This is a genomic window from Pseudarthrobacter sp. 902506025 (assembly GCF_040702325.1).
Classification (GTDB): domain Bacteria; phylum Actinomycetota; class Actinomycetes; order Actinomycetales; family Micrococcaceae; genus Arthrobacter.
On record NZ_JBFBKW010000002.1, the window covers coordinates 611,775 to 627,191 of the forward strand.

Sequence of the window (15,417 nt, forward strand, 5' to 3'; positions counted from 1 at the left end):
ATTACAGTAGTCCTGCCTGGGTCATCAGATCGGTGACCTTTTCGGAGTTGAGCTTGGCGGCGTCAACCTTGGGAGCCTGCAGGTCCTTGATCGGAACCAGCTTGTCGTTGGCGGGAACGTCGGAGCCGATGGCGTACTCGAAGGACGTACCGTTCTTGAGGACTTCCTGGCCCTTCTTGCCGGTGATGAACTTCAGGAACTCCTGCGCAGCGGCAGCGTTCTTGGAGGACTTGAGCACGCCGCCGCCGGATACGGACAGGAACGCGCCCGGGTCCTGGTTCTTGAAGTAGTACGGGGTGACGTTGTTGGAGTTCTCGCCGGTCTTGGCCTGGTCGCCGTAGTAGTAGTAGTGGTAGATCAGGGCGGCGTCCACTTCACCGGCGTTGACCGCCTTCATGGCCGTGCTGTTGCCCTTGTAGGCCTTGGAGTTTTCCTTCATGCCCTTCAGCCACTCCTCGGTGGCGGACTCGCCCTTCAGCTCCAGCAGCGCTGAAACGATGGCCTGGAAGTCTGCGCCCGTGGGGGATGCGGCCCACTTGCCCTTCCATTCAGGCTTGGCCAGGTCAAGCATGGACTTGGGGAGCTGGTCCTCGGTGAGCTTGGTCTTGTTGTACACCAGGACGGTGGAGCGGGCGGCGATGCCCGTCCATTTGCCGGTGGACGGTGCGAACTCGGCGGGAACCTGGGCCAGGGTGTCCTTGTTGACGTCCGCGAACAGGCCGGCGTTCTCAACCTGCGTCATCGCGGGGGAGTTTTCCGTGAGGAACACATCCGCGGGCGAGGCCTGGCCTTCCTGGATGATCTGGTTGGAGAGCTCAGTGTCCGAGCCCTGGCGCATGGTCACCTTGATGCCGGTTTCCGCCGTGAAGGCATCCACCCATTCCTTGGTGAGGCTTTCGTGCTGGGCGTTGTACACGGTGATCTCGCCGGAGGCGGCGCCGTTGGACGCGGACGACGAGGTGCCGCCGGCAGGAGTGCCGCCGCCGCAGGCGGTCAGGCCGAGAGCTGCGGTGGCGGCGAGTGCGATGCCGGCCAGCGCGCTGTTGCGGATCTTCATTGAGGCTGCTTTCGGTGGGGAAAAAAGTCTGCTGAACCTAAGTCCTATTAGGCAACACGAATGTTGCCTATGTCAGGAACTGTAGGGTAGGCAAACCTAAGCACCAAGCCGGAAAGCGCTTTAAGTGACGAGGTTCACATCAATTACGAAAACACTACGTGACGTAATTATCGAGCTTCTGCCGGCTGCGGCAGAGGCCCCGCTATTTGTTCGGGTTGGGATCGTGGACGTCGCGTTCCCCGATATCGGCCGCCCCCAGGATGCTCTCCGCCGGTGCGTCCTCTGAGGGATGGAGCCGGATGCTCAGCTCGGGATGGTGCAGGTCCAGGGCGGGGCGCTCGGACCGGATGCGGGGGAGCGAGGTGAAGTTGTGGCGCGGCGGCGGGCAGGACGTGGCCCACTCAAGGGACGCGCCAAAGCCCCAGGGATCGTCCACGGTGACCTTCTTCCCGGCCCGCCAGGTGATGAAGACGTTCCAGAAGAACGGGATGAGGGACGCGCCCAGCAGGTAGGACCCAATGGTGGAGAACTGGTTCATGAAGGTGAAGTTGTCCTCCGGCATGTAATCCGCGTACCGGCGGGGCATGCCCAGGACGCCCAGCCAGTGCTGGATCAGGAACGTGGCGTGGAAGCCCAGGAACAGCATCCAGAAGTGGATCTTGCCCAGGCGCTCGTTGAGCATGGTGCCGGTGAACTTGGGCCACCAGAAATAGAACCCGGCGAACATGGCGAACACCACGGTGCCGAACACCACGTAGTGGAAGTGCGCCACCACGAAGTAGGAGTCCGAGACGTGGAAGTCCATGGGCGGTGAGGCCAGGATGATGCCCGTGAGGCCGCCGAAGAGGAACGTGGCCAGGAATCCCATGCTCCACAGCATGGGCGTCTCGAAGGTCAGGGAGCCGCCCCACATGGTGCCGATCCAGTTGAAGAACTTCACGCCGGTGGGCACTGCGATGAGCATGGTCATGAACGCGAAGAACGGCAGGAACACCGCGCCCGTGACGTACATGTGGTGGGCCCACACCGTCACCGAGAGGGCCGCGATGGCGATGGTGGCGTACACGATGCCCTTGTAGCCGAACAGGGGCTTGCGGCTGAACACCGGGAAGATCTCCGAGACGATCCCGAAGAACGGCAGCGCGATGATGTACACCTCGGGGTGTCCGAAGAACCAGAACAGGTGCTGCCAAAGGATGGCGCCGCCGTTGGAGGGATCAAAGATGTGGGCACCGAACTTCCGGTCCGCGCCCAGGGCGAACAGGGCGGCGGCCAGCGGCGGGAAGGCCATCAGGACCAGGATCGCGGTCACCAGGGTGTTCCAGGTGAAGATCGGCATCCGCCACATGGTAAGGCCGGGGGCACGCATGCAGATGATGGTGGTGATGAAGTTGACCGAGCCCAGGATGGTGCCGAAGCCGGACAGTGCCAGGCCGAAGACCCACAAGTCACCGCCGATGCCCGGGGTGAACGTGGTGTTTGACAGCGGCGCGTAGGCGAACCAGCCGAAGGACGCGGCGCCCTGCGGGGTGATGAAGCCGGAGACGGCGATGGTGGAGCCGAACAGGAAGAACCAGAACGCCAGCGCGTTGAGGCGGGGGAACGCGACGTCCGGCGCGCCGATCTGCAGCGGCATGATCACGTTGGCGAACCCGGCGAACAGCGGGGTGGCGAACATCAGCAGCATGATGGTGCCGTGCATGGTGAACAGTTGGTTGTACTGCTCCTTGGTCTGCAGGATCTGCATTCCGGGTTCGAACAGTTCGGCGCGGATGAGCAGCGCCATGACACCGCCCGCGCAGAAGAACACGAAGGACGAGATCAGGTACATGTACCCGATGGTCTTGTGGTCAGTGGAGGTGATCCAGTTGACCACAATGGTGCCCTTGGGGCGCCGGACCACTGCCGGCGCAGCCGTGGCCGCGGTTCCGCCCATTCTCTGCCCTGTGGTGGTCATTACAGTGCCGTCCTTTACTGTGCTGGTTCCAGGGCCTGCGGTGCAGGGGCTGATATCGGCGTCCTGTCGAAGTCGGTGCCCAGGTTTCCGGTGTTGCCCTTTGCCTTGAGGTCGGCGATGTGGCTGTCGTACTCCTGCTGGGTGACCACCCTGACCTTGAAAAGCATTTCCGAGTGGTATTCGCCGCAGAGTTCGGCGCACTTGCCCATGTATTCGCCGGTGCGGTTGGGGGTGATGCTGATGTAGGGGTTGTACTGTTCGTGGCCCGGGTAGAGGTCGCGCTTCTGCAGGAAATCCACTACCCAGAAGGAATGCTGCACGTCACGGGACTGGAGGTGCAGTTCCACCTTCTTGCCCACCGGAAGGTAGAGCGTGGGCAGCCGGTCCGGGGCGCCATAGCCACCGGTCAGGTGGGCTTGTTGTCCGGCGTCCTCGTGGACCTGCTCCTTGACGTAGTTGAAATCCCAGGACCACTGTTTGCCGAAGACGTCGATCACCACGTCCGGGTTGGGGTAGCGCTCGTCGATGGCCCGCTGCTCCCGGTCCGTGAAGACGAACAGGACCCCGATGACGATCAATGGAATGGCCAGGTAGAAGACTTCAAGGGGGAGGTTGTAGCTCAGTTGCGGCGGAAATCCGACGGTGTTCTTCCTGCGCCGGTACGCCACGATGACCCAGATCATCAGCCCCCAGGTGATGATGCCAACCACCAGCGCAGCGATCCAGGAGTTGACCCACAGGTCGGTGATCAGTTCCGTGTTGTTGGTGGTGTCACGGGCGCCGGGGAGGAAGCCGCGGGAAACCAGGTCGGAGCAGGAGGTCAGCGCGGGCAGGGCCAGAAGGCCCGCGGCCAGTGCCGCGAAGCGCCGCATGCGGTTCTTCAATGGTCTTTTACCCACCTGTGGTCCCTCCGGCATGCTCCCGAAGCCCAACTGCATGAGCCCACCGCAGGCCCCAAAGGACCAGCGGCTGTGTGGTTCACCCTACGCGCGGAGGTTGCTGATGTGAAGGGGTTTTGGGGCCGTACGGACTGGCAGCGGGACGGGTGGAGTGACGGGCTGCTAGGCGATGCCGGTGGTGCCCAGCAGGCTGCCCACCGCGAAGGTGAAGGCCATGGCCAGCGCACCGCCCACCACCAGCCTGATGGTTGCCTTGCGCTTGGAGCTTCCGCCGATTTTGGCGCTGATGGTGCCGGTCAGGGCCAGTGCCAGGATGACGGCGACGAACGTGACCGGGATCCGGGCTTCTTCCGGCGGGAAAATGATGGCCAGCATGGGGAGGATGGCGCCGATGGTGAATGCGATGGCGGAGGCGAACGCGGCATGCCAGGGGCTGACCACTTCTTCTTCGTCGATGTTCAGTTCGGCGGACAGGTGCGCTTTCAGGGCGTCCTTTGCCGTCAACTCCTCGGCAACGGTCCTGGCGGTGGCCTCGCTCAGCCCCTTGGCCTGGTAGATGTGGGCGAGTTCGTCCAGTTCGCCCTCGGGATCGTCCCTGAGCTCCTGGCGTTCCTTTTCGATCAGCGCGCGCTGGCTGTCACTCTGGCTGCTCACGGAAACGTATTCGCCCAGGGCCATGGACACGGCACCGCCCACCACCGCGGCCGTGCCCGCCACCAGGATGGGCGCGAGGTCGTTGGTCACGCCCGCGACGCCCACCACGGTTGCCGCGACCGAGACAATACCGTCGTTCGCGCCCAGTACACCGGCGCGCAGCCAGTTCAGGCGTGCGGCGACGCTGCTGTCGTGGGGCTCGTTGCGGTGGACCTTGAGGGTTTCAGACATGCTGGCAGTAAAACACTGCAACGGCCTCTGCGCCACAAAGGTTTGCATCCCCTTACCGAAAGGCTTGAAGAGGCACGTCGGAGGTGCGTCCCTGGTTCGCCGATGTGCGGGGACCTATGACCCTGACGCTGCAGGGGCGGGCCGCGGAAGATCAACACTGGGAGTGTTGCGACTTCAAGGCCGGAAGGGGCAGGGCCATGATGTATTGGGACGACGACACGGGCCACGGGGAGTTAGGCGAGGGCGAATGCAACGCCGGGCCGCCCGTGCTTCGATGCGGCAGCCTGCAATGAACGTCCGCCTCCTCTCGCAGGTGCTGTCCCTGCGGGCGGCATGGCGCCGGAGGGACGGGTGGGATCCAGCGCGGATCGCCGCCCACCAGGAACAGGCGCTGCACCGGCTGCGCGCTGCAACCTATGCCGGCTCGGAGTTCTACCGGCACCGGCACGCGGGCCTGCACGACGCACCCTTGCAGGAACTGCCGTCCGTCACCAAAGCGGACCTCATGGAGCACTTTGACGAAGCGATAACCACCCCGGACCTAAGCCTCGCCGACCTTGAGGACCACGTGCGTGCCCTCACCGCAAGCGGTGGTGATCCCGGCCGGCCGTTCAGGGGGCGCTGGTGGGTTGCCGCCACGGCCGGGACCACTGGGAGGCGGGGGATATTCGCCTGGAACCGCTCCGAGTGGGCAGCGGTCCTGGCATCCTACGCGAGGGCCAACGACTGGGCCGGAATCGCCCTCAATCCAAGGCAGCCACTGAAGACGGCACTGGTCAGCTCACGGGTTCCCACGCACCAGTCCGCCGTCGTGGGCGCCTCTGTCCGGTCCCTGGTGGTCCCCACGCTCCGGCTGGACGTCACGGCACCCATGGAGGAGACAGTGGCCGCGCTCAACCGGTTCCAGCCCAGGGTGCTGGTGGGATACGCCTCAGCCCTGGGGCCGCTGGCGGCCGAGCAGCGGGAGGGGCGGCTGCATATTGCACCGCAAGGGATCATGTCGGCCTCCGAAGTGCTTACCGCCCAGGCTGCGGCCGAGATGCAGGCGGCGTGGGGAACCGCCCCGTTCGATGTCTATGCCGCCACCGAAACAGCCGGGATCGCTTCCCCCTGCATCTACCGGAACCGCCATGTGTACGAGGACCTGGTCATCGTGGAACCAGTGGACCCCGCAGGCAACCCGGTGCCGCCGGGAACCACCGGGGCGAAGCTGCTGGTGACCGTGCTGTTCTCCCGCACCCTGCCGCTGATCCGCTACGAAATGTCGGACACCATCAGGCTGGACGGGCGCGGCTGCCCCTGCGGCCGGTCCTTCCAGCTGCTTGAGGACGTTGAAGGACGCCTTGAGGACGTCCTCCGGCTGCCGGGCAGGAAAGGCGCCGTCAGCATCCATCCCAACGTCTTCCATCTGGTGCTCGACGACGTGGCAGCTTCAGGGTGGCAGGTAGTCCAGGAGGCCGCGGGACTGCGCGTCCTGGTCACAGGCCTGTTGCCCGGAGCCTCCCTTGAGGGGGTGCATACGGCTGTGGCGTCAGCACTGGAGGCAGCAGGTGTGGCCGGCCTTTCCGTGGACGTGCAGGCGGTGGACCAGCTCGAACGCACACCCCTGGGCAAAGCGCCCTTCGTCAGGGCTTTGCGGGCATCACCCTGACCCGGCTTCCCGAGTACCGCCCATTACGCGACGGCCGGGTAGCTGCTGAGGATGTAGTCGGCCGCGGCAGGGCCGGTCATCCTGAGCCGGGAGTTCCGGACGTCCACGCCGCAGCGCAGCATCCCGGCGCGGAACGCCTGGTCCGGCTTGGGGCTCAGGCCGTGCAGCGCCGCCCAGCTGACATAAAGGCCATAAAGGCAATCGGGGCCGAGGGGGGAATCGCCGGAGGGATCGGGCGTGGTTGCTTCATCAAGGAACTGCTGGAAATGCGAGGCCGACATGCTTGGCTCTTTCGCTCTTGCATAAGGCGCTGCCGTTGGGCTACAGCAGCTGCTCCCGCTGGGCCTTTGCAGAAGGGCCCGGGAGGACGGGTATGGCGCCCGTCACAGTCCAAATTTACCCGGGGGTAGGTCTGAAGTACAGCGGAGACCCCGGCGGCACCCCTTCCCCCTTATTGATAAGGGTGCTTATTATTGTTTCCTTCCGACGGCGTATGGCGGGCATGGACGTCCTGGTGAACGGGGCGGTCACGCTGCCATGCTCCGGGAAGGAACTTGCAACGACGCAGGGGACAGGGGACGACGGCGATGGACACCTACGGCAATGACGGCACCGGCGGCGCGGGCGCAGGCAGGCGGACGTTCGGCATCGAAGAGGAGTTGCTCCTGGTAGACCCCGCGACCGGGGAAGCCGTCCCGATGGCAGGCGCCCTCCTGGACCTTTACGTCCGTCCGCTGGAGGCCGCGTCCGGGCCGGTACTGACGGCCGAGTTCCAGCAGGAAATGATCGAGGTGGTGAGCCCGCCGCACGCCACCCTGGCAAAACTCGAGCAGGACATCGTGGCCGGCCGCGCCCTTGCCCAGCAGGCGGCCGAGGACGTGGGCGTCAGGGTGGCAGCGCTGGGAACCTCCCCGCTCCCGGCCGATCCCCATCCGGTGCAGCTGCGCAGGTTCCGGGCCATGATGGAGGAGTACGGGCTGACCGCCAGGGAGCAGCTCACCTGCGGCTGCCACATCCACGTCTCGGTGGAGTCGCCGGAGGAAGCCGTGGCCGTGCTGGACCGGATGCGGAACTGGCTGCCGGTGCTCGTGGCGCTGAGCGCCAATTCCCCGTTCTGGCACGGCGAGGACAGCGGCTACGCCAGCTACCGCTCCCAGGTGTGGAACCGCTGGCCGTCCGCCGGGCCGCTGGAACTCCTGGGCACCCCGGACGCCTACCACCAACTGGTCTATGACATGGTGAGCACCGGCGTCGCCATGGACGAGGGCATGATCTACTTCGATGCCCGGCTCTCCCGGCACTATCCCACGGTGGAGATCCGCGTGGCAGACGTCTGCCTGCGCCCGGAAAACACGGTGTTGCTCGCGGGAATCGCCCGGGGACTGGTGGAAACCGCTGCCAGGGAATGGCGGGAGGGGACCGACCCCGTATCCGTCCCGTCGGCACTGCTGAGGCTGGCAGGCTGGAAGGCAAGCCGGTGGGGCCTGCGGGGTGAGCTGCTGGATCCCCAAACGCACCGCCCGGCGCCCGCGCTCGCCGTCGTGAATGCACTGCTGCACCACGTCCGGGGGGCGCTGGAGGATATGGGTGACCTGCAGCGGGTGGAGGACCTGATGGACAGGCTGCTGGCCGACGGCACCGGGGCCGTGCGGCAGATGGAGGTGCTGCACCGAACCGGTGACCTGGAGCGCGTGGTGGAGGACGCGGCGGACTGCACGCTCGCCACGCCGTAGCGCCGTCACCGCCGACGATCTCCCCGGCCGGATCGCTCTTGACCCCTTCCAGGCCCGGGCGTATACCGAAAGCATCATCATGCTGGCCCCCGCTGGGCCCTGGATGGAGCCGGCTGCCCCTGGTCTCCGACGCAAAAAATGGAGTTGTGATGGGTAGCGATCGTTTCGACGTGCTCCGCGAACAGGTCCGCGGGCAGGTTATCGAAGAGGGCGACGCCGAGTACGAGGCCGCACGCCATGTTTACAACGGGATGATCGACCGTCGTCCCGCAGCGGTCCTCCAGGTGTCCCAGGTCGCGGACGTTCTGGCGGCCGTACGCTTCGCCCGTGGTCTGGGGATTGAAGTTGCCGTGCGCGGCGGCGGGCACAGTGCGCCAGGATTCGGAACGGTCGACGACGGCCTGGTCCTCGACTTCTCGGCCCGCCGGGGAGTGCGCGTTGACCCCGCGGCGCGGCTGGCCCGGGTGGAGCCCGGCGCAACGTGGGCAGACTACAACCACGCCACGCATGCATTCGGGCTGGCAAGCACAGGGGGCATCATCGGCTCAACCGGCGTCGCCGGCCTGACCCTCGGCGGCGGCATCGGGTACCTGTCCCGCAAGTACGGGTTGTCCTGCGACAACCTCGTTTCCGCCGACGTCGTCCTTGCTGACGGAACCTTTGTCACTGCCAGCGAAGCCGAAAACGTCGACCTGTTCTGGGCGCTCCGCGGCGGCAGCGGCAACTTCGGCGTGGTCACGTCGATGGAGTTCCGCCTGCACCCCGTGGACATGGTCCATGTGGGAATTATGTTCTTCGATGCAGCGACCGGAGCCGAAGTTGGGGCGGCCTACCGCGAGTGGATTGCTGCCGAACCGGACGAAATGGGCGCCTTCCTGGGATTCCACCAAGGTCCTCCGGTGCCGTTCCTTCCCGAGGAATGGCATGGGAAGCCCGTTGCGGTGATCGCAGGAATGTGGACCGGCGACCTTGACGCCGGCCCCGCGCACTGGCATCCAATGCTTGACGCCGGGCAGGTGCTGGGAAGCTTCTTCGCCCCGATGCCGTACCCGGCACTGAACATCATGTTCGACGGCCTCAGCGGCGTCCCCGGGCTGCAGGGCTACTGGAAGGCCGATTTCCTCCGCACCCTCAGCGATGACGCGCTCCGCACTGCCGTCGCATATGCTCCTGGCATTCCCAGCGTCCACTCCGCCAACCATTTCTATCCGATCGACGGCGCCGTGAGGCGCGTAGCTCCCGAGGCCACCGCCTTCGCCTACCGTGACGTGGACTTCGCGCCTGTTATTGCGGCGCAGTGGCCCGATCCGTCCGAGAACGACAGGAACATCGCCTGGGTCCGGGAGTACTGGACCGCGCTCCACGAATTCTCGGAGGCCGGCGGCTACCTTAACTTCCAGGACGCAGATGACCAGGCCAGGATCGAGGACACCCTCGGCTCGAACTACGCGCGGCTTGCCGTACTCAAGGCAAAGTACGACCCCGACAACTTCTTCCATGTCAACCAGAACATCAAGCCCGCCCCCGCCGGCACCGCGGCCGCCGCCGTTCCGGCAGAGCGCCCGGCCGTGCTCCAGGCTGAGGCAGTACCGGAGGAAGCGCACCAACCTGACACCGAGCCGCGCACGGCAAATCCCGCAGAGGGGGCTGCCACGTAACCCGGCCGCGTCCGGACGGAAGGCCCGGCGTCAGTAGGTGGTGGCGTTGGGCAGGATGAGCGGCGGCAGCGGCGCCTGGGTGAAGTCGAAGGACTGTGCCAGGTCGCCCAGCTGGGGGTTGTTCTCGCGGACATCAGGGCGGGCGTCCGGCCTGCTGTCCGTGGCGGGATCGATGCGCTCGCCGCCCAGGAAATCGTCCTCGATGAACTTGAAGTAGGCGTCCTGGCTGAGGACCTGGTGGTCGATGAACCCCTTCTTCGCATAGGGGCTGATCACCAGGCCCGGGACGCGCAGCCCATAGCCGTTGTTGTCCACCACCGGCGGGTTTTCGTGGTCATAGAAGCCGCCCCAGTCGTCCCAGTTGAGGAAGATGGCGGTGCTGTCCCAGTCAGGGCCGCTCATCACGGCGTTGATGAGCCCGGCAACGTAGGCCTGCCCGGTGCTGATCTTCGCAGGCGCGTGTTCGCTGACTTTGTCCGTGGGCGCCACCCAGGTGACTGCCGGCAGCGTCCCCTTTCTGGCGGCATCGTAGAAACCGCTGAGCGGCTTGATGTTGCCCTGCTCGCCGTCCTCCTTGACTGTGTCGAAGTACAGCAGCGGATTCCACAGGCCGGGGGTCTTGGCGTCCTGCTTCACCGGATCGCAGGTGGCGGCGTCATTGCGGCAGTCCGGTTCGGTGCCGTTGAACACGTAGTAGGCCCACGGGACGTTGTGCTTGTGCAGCAGGAACGTCAGGTCGGTCCAGGCGTAGTCCGGCAGTTCCAGTTTCTTGGCCGCCTCGGTGAGCTTCTTCTTCAGGTCATCGGACATGGGGGCGGCATCCACCGCCGCCTGGCAGATGGCGTAGGAATCGGTGGGCTTGCAGCTGGTGCCGATGAGCTGGTCAATCTGTGCGGCGAGGCCCGGGTCGATGCCGGCAGCTTCCAGCGCCTCGCGGCAAGGATCCAGGTCCATCCCGGCCTGGCACTTGCCGATCAGCGTGTCCTTGATGATCTGCGGCTCCGGTTCGGGGTCCGGGTCCTGCAGGGCATTTACGCACGACGACGGGTCCCCGGCCTTGGTGCATTTGGCCGACCATTCCGAGACCAGGTACAGGTGCGCCGGCAGGCTCCAGGAGGCGGCGGAGGCGAACAGGTGGTCCTCCAGCGTGAAGTTCTGCGCATAGGCCCAGTAGTTGGGCAGGTCCCGTCCGTCGTGGTAGCCCATCACATCGGTGGGCATGGTGGTGCTGTACTGGCACTTGGTGCTGGCGGCGCCGCAGCCGGACAGGCCCTTCTCCGCCTGCGCCACGAATCCGTCCATCGCCCCGCCGTTGATGTCGGCGGTGGCATCGGCGTGGCTGTGCGGGCCGCCGGCGTTGCTGTCGGCCGAGTTGTAGAAGGGCCTTACGCAGCCACCCTCGGCGGGATCCGGAACGCACACCGCGGGCTTGCCGTCCTTCATGGGAATCCCGTCGGCCCCGGGGTACGTCCCGAAGTAGCTGTCGAAGGACCTGTTCTCCTGGGTGATGATCACTACGTGCTTGATCTTGCCGATCCCGCTGGGGTCGGCGGCAGCAGTTCCCGGTGCCGCAGCCGCGGTGGCCGGGGCGCCGGCGGTGGGCGCGGCTGTTGCGGGCGCGTCCGACGCCGGCGGTTCTGCGGCCGGTGGGCCGCCGCGCAACGCCAGGGAAAGGACGACGGCGACGATCACCAAAGCCACCGCCGCGGCACCTGCCAGCACGGCCCGGCGTCGTCCGCTTCCTGAAAGCGCCACCTTAGGATTCCTTCCGGTAGACGTCGTCCCCGAACGTCCTGACGCCGGGATCACCGGCCAGCCCCAGGCGCGGGAGGTGGAAGAGGTCCTCGATGGTGGCCAGCAGGCTGTAGTGGTTGTAGGGCCGGTCCGAGGAGGTGCCCGCAGCCGCGAACGGGGAGAGGACCAGGGCCCCCACCCGTCCTCCGGCCGTCCCCCCGGCGGGGACTCCCGGGTCGCCTTCGGAGGGGCCGGTGGTGTCGCCCTCGGCCTCGTCGAAGGTGATCACCAGCATGCCGTCCTGCTTGTACGCCGGTGACGCAAGGATGGCCGGGACCTGCTTCTTGAGCCAGTCGTCCGCTGTCCCCAGGCCGCCGTCAGAGCCGTCGGCGCAGGTGCCGTCATGCCCGTCGTGGCACAGGTTGGGCGTGATGTAGGCCAGGTTGGGGGTGGTGTCCACGGATTTCAGGTCGTCCTTGAGCGCGGAAAAGTTGACCACGTTTTTCGCGCAGTCCGGGGACGACGTGATGGAGCGGAAGTACATGAAGGGGTTGTGGTGGGTGGAGTACTGCTCCTCCGGCGTGGCCTTGATGTGGTTGTCCGCCTCGCCCAGGACCGGGTGCTCGCACGGCTGCTGCATGTCCTCCATGTAGCCCTTCCACGTTTTGCCCTGCGCGGCCAGCTGCCCGGCCACGGTTTGGGTGTCCTCCGGGTAGACGCAGCCGTCGCCCTGCAGCGTCCCGTCCGGATCAGTGCCGGTGGCGTTGAACTCGGTGTACGTGTGGCAGTCCAGTTCCGTGCTGTCGTTGGGCCGTTGTCCGGAGATCTGGGCCAGGTAGTTGGGCAGCGAGTTGTGGGCGATCCCGTAGTAGTTCTTCAGCAGCACGCCCTTCTTCCGGAGCGTTCCGGACAGGTACGGCGCGGGGGAATTGTCGCCCCAGGTAGTGCCGTACCCCTTGTTTTCCAGGTTGATCACGAAGATGTGCCGGGGCATTCCGGCGGGCTTTGCCGCGTCCCCCGGCTGTGCCGTGGAGTCTGCGCCTGCCGTGGGTGCTGCCGACGCACTCGGTGGTGCCGACGTACTGGATGACGGGGTGGCGCCGCCGGATGGAGTGGCAGTCTGCGGAGCCGGTGCCGGAGTGGGCGCCTGGCATGCCACCAGCGCGGACAGGACCAGCGCCAGCACGGGCAGCAGCGCGGGCGAAGGAGGCCGCAGGGGAGCGGAGGGACGGGCTGATCTTCGGTTCACGGGCGGCCTCCGCGGTCTGTTCTTCACCTTGCGCCCCAGCGCTGCCGCCACTCTTGCACACCGTAACCGCGTTTTGCACGGGCAATTGCTGTGAGTTGGCAGGGAATTGGTGTGCGCGCAGGTGCGCCGGCAGGTGTCGGGCCGCCCTAGGTCTTTCTGCCCTACAAGCGGATGACCGGCAGGCGTTGACTTAAATCGCGGGAAGCTGAGGCCCGCGGGCTGGAAACGCACAACGCGGCCCGCCCACATCAGAAAGGAAAGTTCAGTGAAAAAGTGGTATCGGTGGCAGGACTATGTAGCGGTCGCCGCCGGACTCTTCACCGCGGTGGCGGTCCTGTTCACGCGGCAGCTAAACATGTCCACCACCCTGATGCTCGTCTTCGGCGGGCTCCTGGTGGTCAGCGGCATTATCAACCTGGCCATGCCGGGAACTCCGGCCATGGAATACGTGCAGGCCATCCTCGCCGCAGGACTGGTCCTCTCGCCATGGCTCGGGACATACACGGGCGCAACGGGCGCAGCCTGGACGTCATGGATCGCAGGGGCGGTGGCACTGGTGGTAACAGCAGTGGCCATTAAGCCCAGCACCGACCTCCGCCACACCTACCGCGTCTCGCATTAGCAGGAGGAATCCGCCATGACCGAAGTGCTGCGCTACGAAGTGGGATCCGGAACCGTGCTCGTTGAGGCTGCGGACAACAGCTACGGCGTGGATCATCCCGCGCGCAACGAACAGGGGATCCTGGACACGGGCAGGCGCCTGGAAGATGCACTTGCCAGCGTCCGCCCCGCTGCCCGCGCAGCACTGGAGGCCATGGCGGAACTCACCCCCGAACAGATCCAGATCGAGTTCGGCGTGAAGCTCGCGGGGGACGCAGGGGCGGTGATTGCCAAGAGCAGTTCCGACGCCCATTTCGTCCTCCGGATGACATGGAACCCCGTGGTGGCCGCGCTGCCCGGGGAAGAAATCACACACAACGGGTGACGGCGATGGCTTCGTTTCATGACAGGTCCGACGCCGGGCGGCGGCTGGGCAAGCGGCTGGCCTCCCTGCGCGGCCGGGACGTCGTGGTGCTGGGCCTGCCCAGGGGCGGCGTCCCCGTGGCGTTCGAAGTAGCCAAAGCCCTCGAAGCGCCGCTGGACGTGATCGTGGTGCGGAAACTGGGGGTTCCGTTCCAGCCCGAGGTGGCCATGGGGGCCATCGGGGAGGGCAACGTCCGCGTCCTTGATCCGCGCACCATCTCCATGGCCCGCGTCTCCCAGGAAGACCTGCAGCAGGTGGAGCGCCAGGAACGCGCCCTGCTGGAAAGCAGGGTGGCCAGGTTTCGGCAGGGGCGCCGGCGGATCGACCTTACCGGGCGCACGGTGGTCATTGTCGACGACGGCATCGCCACCGGTTCCACCGCCCGCGCGGCCTGCCAGGTGGCCCGGCATCTCGGCGCTGCCAGGGTCATCCTTGCCGTTCCCGTTGCCCCCGCCCGCGCCATTGTGGAGCTCAAGGAACCGGACGACGTCGTCTGCCTCCTTTCGCCCCAGGACTTCCAGGCCGTGGGCTACTACTACCGGGACTTCTCACCCACCGAGGACAGCGAGGTGGTGCAGCTGCTGGACGCCGCTGCCGCCCCGGCACACCACGGCGACGGCTACCGGGGAGACGGCAGCCTGGAGGACGACGTCGAAATCCCTGACGGAAGGGCGGTCCTGCGCGGCAGCCTCTACCTGCCGGCCCGGTGCGACGGCACGGTCCTCTTTGCCCACGGCAGCGGCAGCAGCAGGCACAGCCCCCGCAACCGCTTCGTCGCCTCGGTGCTGCACGGCGCCGGCCTGGGCACGCTGCTCCTTGACCTCCTGACGCCCGAGGAGGAGGTCAACCGGGCCAACGTGTTCGATATCGACCTGCTGGCCCGCCGGCTGTCCTCCGCCACCCACTGGCTGGAGGCGCGGCACGATGGCTCCGCGGGCAGGATCGGCTACTTCGGCGCCAGCACCGGCGCGGCGGCTGCACTGTGGGCCGCGGCCGAACCCGGCGCCCAGGTTGCCGCCGTCGTCTCCCGCGGCGGCAGGCCGGACTTGGCCGGACCCCGCCTCGCCGCCGTAAAAGCCCCCACCCTCCTGATTGTTGGCGGCGCCGACACCCAGGTGCTGGCCCTCAACCGGCAGGCCATGGCGCTCCTGCAGGCGCCCACCCGGCTGGAGATCGTCCCGGGCGCCACGCACCTCTTCGAGGAACCCGGCACGCTTGCCATGGCGGCCACGCTTGCCTCGGACTGGTTCCGGCACTACCTCCTGCCCTCCCCGGTGGGGCGGCACGCGCCGGAGGCCAGGGAATGAACGCTTCCGCCGGCAACACCGGCACCGGCCGCTGGGAGGAACGGGGGGCGGAACGCGCGGCGGAAGCCGCCCAGATCCGCGGCCTGGCCCACTCCCTGGCCACGCCCGACGACGTGCCCACCCGGATGGGGGACCGCTACGACGCCCTGTTCTGGCATCCGCGGACCGAGGCGCTGCGGCCGCTGCACCACGAATACCAGCCGGGGGAACCCGAGTTCGAGACCGAGCCCACGGGGTTCTAGCCCCCAACCAAAGGAACATGA

At 66.5% G+C, this 15,417-nt stretch carries 14 protein-coding genes; 7 read left to right on the forward strand and 7 right to left on the reverse strand.

Annotated elements, in window-relative coordinates; genetic code table 11:
- Position 1: 1 nt before the first annotated feature.
- The 4 genes from AB0280_RS06685 to AB0280_RS06700 form a co-directional block, all read right to left on the reverse strand.
- Positions 2-1,057 (reverse strand): iron ABC transporter substrate-binding protein, encoded by a 1,056-nt coding sequence (locus AB0280_RS06685; protein WP_224026934.1) that lies wholly within the window; start codon positions 1,055-1,057, stop codon positions 2-4.
- Positions 1,058-1,259: 202 nt separating this feature from the next.
- A complete protein-coding gene (gene ctaD / locus AB0280_RS06690) occupies positions 1,260-3,014 on the reverse strand; it encodes a cytochrome c oxidase subunit I (RefSeq protein WP_370871750.1) in 1,755 nt (584 codons plus the stop codon).
- A 14-nt stretch (positions 3,015-3,028) separates the two neighbouring features.
- On the reverse strand, positions 3,029-3,886 hold the full coding sequence (locus AB0280_RS06695) for a cytochrome c oxidase subunit II (protein WP_307489292.1): 858 nt from the start codon (positions 3,884-3,886) through the stop codon (positions 3,029-3,031).
- Between the two features lie 189 nt (positions 3,887-4,075).
- Positions 4,076-4,798: a VIT1/CCC1 transporter family protein gene (locus tag AB0280_RS06700; RefSeq protein ID WP_307489059.1), complete on the reverse strand. Its 723-nt coding sequence runs from the start codon at positions 4,796-4,798 to the stop codon at positions 4,076-4,078.
- A 289-nt stretch (positions 4,799-5,087) separates the two neighbouring features.
- Here AB0280_RS06700 and AB0280_RS06705 point away from each other — a divergent pair, with 289 nt between their 5' ends.
- The gene (locus AB0280_RS06705) at positions 5,088-6,449 is read left to right on the forward strand and encodes a phenylacetate--CoA ligase family protein (protein WP_366366538.1); all 1,362 of its coding nucleotides are present in this window, start codon (positions 5,088-5,090) and stop codon (positions 6,447-6,449) included.
- A 23-nt stretch (positions 6,450-6,472) separates the two neighbouring features.
- Here AB0280_RS06705 and AB0280_RS06710 read toward each other — a convergent pair whose 3' ends face one another.
- Complete coding sequence (locus AB0280_RS06710) at positions 6,473-6,730, reverse strand: hypothetical protein (RefSeq protein WP_224026932.1); 258 nt, start codon at positions 6,728-6,730, stop codon at positions 6,473-6,475.
- A gap of 273 nt (positions 6,731-7,003) precedes the next feature.
- Between AB0280_RS06710 and AB0280_RS06715 the strand changes: the two genes are divergently transcribed.
- Both AB0280_RS06715 and AB0280_RS06720 read left to right on the forward strand, forming a co-directional pair.
- Positions 7,004-8,182, forward strand: a complete 1,179-nt coding sequence (locus tag AB0280_RS06715; protein ID WP_307489054.1) for a carboxylate-amine ligase — start codon at positions 7,004-7,006, stop codon at positions 8,180-8,182.
- A 149-nt stretch (positions 8,183-8,331) separates the two neighbouring features.
- Positions 8,332-9,840, forward strand: coding sequence for an FAD-binding oxidoreductase (locus AB0280_RS06720; RefSeq protein ID WP_307489052.1), 1,509 nt, complete (start codon positions 8,332-8,334; stop codon positions 9,838-9,840).
- Between the two features lie 30 nt (positions 9,841-9,870).
- Here the strand turns inward: AB0280_RS06720 and AB0280_RS06725 are convergent, their stop codons facing one another.
- Both AB0280_RS06725 and AB0280_RS06730 read right to left on the reverse strand, forming a co-directional pair.
- Entirely contained in the window at positions 9,871-11,595 is a 1,725-nt protein-coding gene (locus tag AB0280_RS06725; RefSeq protein WP_307489050.1) for an alkaline phosphatase family protein, read from the reverse strand.
- A 1-nt stretch (position 11,596) separates the two neighbouring features.
- Positions 11,597-12,823, reverse strand: a complete 1,227-nt coding sequence (locus AB0280_RS06730) for an alkaline phosphatase family protein (protein ID WP_307489048.1) — start codon at positions 12,821-12,823, stop codon at positions 11,597-11,599.
- Positions 12,824-13,088: 265 nt separating this feature from the next.
- Between AB0280_RS06730 and AB0280_RS06735 the strand changes: the two genes are divergently transcribed.
- From AB0280_RS06735 to AB0280_RS06750, 4 genes are read left to right on the forward strand one after another with little or no spacing between them, the layout of a single operon-like run.
- Positions 13,089-13,445: an SPW repeat domain-containing protein gene (locus AB0280_RS06735; protein ID WP_175317785.1), complete on the forward strand. Its 357-nt coding sequence runs from the start codon at positions 13,089-13,091 to the stop codon at positions 13,443-13,445.
- Between the two features lie 15 nt (positions 13,446-13,460).
- Positions 13,461-13,808: a CU044_2847 family protein gene (locus tag AB0280_RS06740; protein WP_224026927.1), complete on the forward strand. Its 348-nt coding sequence runs from the start codon at positions 13,461-13,463 to the stop codon at positions 13,806-13,808.
- Positions 13,809-13,813: 5 nt separating this feature from the next.
- Positions 13,814-15,154 (forward strand): phosphoribosyltransferase family protein, encoded by a 1,341-nt coding sequence (locus tag AB0280_RS06745; RefSeq protein ID WP_366366540.1) that lies wholly within the window; start codon positions 13,814-13,816, stop codon positions 15,152-15,154.
- Positions 15,151-15,396: a hypothetical protein gene (locus tag AB0280_RS06750; protein WP_307489041.1), complete on the forward strand. Its 246-nt coding sequence runs from the start codon at positions 15,151-15,153 to the stop codon at positions 15,394-15,396. The genes AB0280_RS06745 and AB0280_RS06750 overlap by 4 nt, the downstream gene beginning before the upstream one ends.
- Positions 15,397-15,417: the final 21 nt, after the last annotated feature.

Excerpts from the sequence above, each read along its gene's own strand:
- AB0280_RS06740 (WP_224026927.1), top strand. The coding sequence starts at position 13,461 with ATGACCGAAGTGCTGCGCTACGAAGTGGGATCCGGAACCGTGCTCGTT.
- AB0280_RS06685 (WP_224026934.1), bottom strand. The coding sequence starts at position 1,057 with ATGAAGATCCGCAACAGCGCGCTGGCCGGCATCGCACTCGCCGCCACC.
- AB0280_RS06745 (WP_366366540.1), top strand. The coding sequence starts at position 13,814 with ATGGCTTCGTTTCATGACAGGTCCGACGCCGGGCGGCGGCTGGGCAAG.
- AB0280_RS06705 (WP_366366538.1), top strand. The coding sequence starts at position 5,088 with ATGAACGTCCGCCTCCTCTCGCAGGTGCTGTCCCTGCGGGCGGCATGG.
- AB0280_RS06695 (WP_307489292.1), bottom strand. The coding sequence starts at position 3,886 with ATGCGGCGCTTCGCGGCACTGGCCGCGGGCCTTCTGGCCCTGCCCGCG.
- ctaD (WP_370871750.1), bottom strand. The coding sequence starts at position 3,014 with ATGACCACCACAGGGCAGAGAATGGGCGGAACCGCGGCCACGGCTGCG.
- AB0280_RS06750 (WP_307489041.1), top strand. The coding sequence starts at position 15,151 with ATGAACGCTTCCGCCGGCAACACCGGCACCGGCCGCTGGGAGGAACGG.
- AB0280_RS06710 (WP_224026932.1), bottom strand. The coding sequence starts at position 6,730 with ATGTCGGCCTCGCATTTCCAGCAGTTCCTTGATGAAGCAACCACGCCC.
- AB0280_RS06720 (WP_307489052.1), top strand. The coding sequence starts at position 8,332 with ATGGGTAGCGATCGTTTCGACGTGCTCCGCGAACAGGTCCGCGGGCAG.
- AB0280_RS06700 (WP_307489059.1), bottom strand. The coding sequence starts at position 4,798 with ATGTCTGAAACCCTCAAGGTCCACCGCAACGAGCCCCACGACAGCAGC.